1 pseudogene is annotated in these 1,454 nt (G+C 60.9%); it reads left to right on the plus strand.

The annotated features are described in order from the left end of the window. Window positions 1–1,454: pseudogene (locus tag FJ980_RS31430) on the plus strand (conjugal transfer protein TrbE); the annotation flags it as partial.

Here is a 1,454-nt window from a genome sequence, read left to right on the forward strand (position 1 = left end):
CCCGCAACGAACGTTTCGCTGATACGGTGTTGAAGTATTTTCGGAACGCAATCCGCGAGTTCGAACAGTATTTGGCGAACGTGCTGTCGATACGGCGCATGGTCACGCGGGAAACAGGTGAGCGTGGCGGAACACGGACCGCGAAGTATGACGAGCTTCTGCAGTTCGTCCGCTTCTGCATCGTAGGCGAGAACCATCCGATCAGGCTGCCAGCGATCCCGATGTATCTCGATTTCCTGGTAACTGCCGATTTCCATCACGGTCTTTCGCCGCTCGTCGACAGCCGTTACCTCGCCGTGGTGGCGATCGACGGTTTTCCGGCCGACAGTTGGCCGGGCATTCTCAACTCTCTCGATCTGATGCCTCTCACCTACCGCTGGTCCTCGCGCTTCATGTTTCTCGATGCCGTCGAGGCGCGTCAGAAGCTCGAACGAACCCGCAAGAAGTGGCAGCAGAAGGTTCGCCCCTTCTTCGACCAACTCTTTCAGACGAACTCCCGGTCGATCGACCAGGACGCCGTCATGATGGTGGCCGAGGCCGAGGATGCGATCGCGGAATCGTCGTCGCAGCTCGTTGCCTACGGTTACTACACGCCGGTTATCGTGATGTTCGACCAGGACGAGCAGCGCCTTCGCGACAAGGCTGAAGCTGTGCGCCGGCTTGTTCAGGCCGAAGGCTTCGGGGCCCGCATCGAGACACTCAACGCGACGGAGGCCTTTCTCGGCAGCCTGCCAGGCAACTGGTACGCCAATGTCCGCGAGCCGCTGATCAACACGCGAAATCTCGCGGATCTTATCCCGCTCAATGCGGTGTGGTCGGGCAGTGCTGTTGCACCGTGTCCGTTCTACCCGGAGAATTCCCCGCCGCTGTGCCAGGTCGCGTCCGGCTCGACACCATTCCGGCTCAACCTTCATTCGGGCGATGTCGGTCACACCCTGATCTTCGGCCCGACCGGTTCCGGCAAGTCCACGCTTCTCGGCCTGATAGCAGCGCAGTTCCGCAGATACCAGGGCGCGCAGCTCTTCGCCTTCGACAAGGGACGGTCAATGCTACCGCTGACGCTTGGTGTCGGCGGCGATCATCATGATGTCGGGGCAGGCGAGGGGCTTTCCTTCTGCCCGCTTTCCCAACTCAGGTCCGATAGCGACAGGGCCTGGGCTGCGGAGTGGATCGAGACGCTGATCGCGCTTCAAGGCGTGAAAATCACGCCGGACCACCGCAACGCCATCGCCCGGCAGCTGACCCTCATGGCGACGTCCCAAGGGAAGTCCCTCTCCGACTTCGTGTCAGGCGTGCAGTTGCGTGAGATAAAGGAGGCTCTCCAGCATTACACGGTCGACGGTCCGATGGGGCACCTGCTCGACGCCGAAGCCGACGGTCTGACGCTGTCGTCATTCCAGACGTTCGAAATCGAGCAGCTGATGAATATGGGTGACCGGACCCTGATTCCGGTT

The sequence above is a fragment of the Mesorhizobium sp. B1-1-5 genome (assembly GCF_006443065.1).
Lineage (GTDB): Bacteria > Pseudomonadota > Alphaproteobacteria > Rhizobiales > Rhizobiaceae > Mesorhizobium.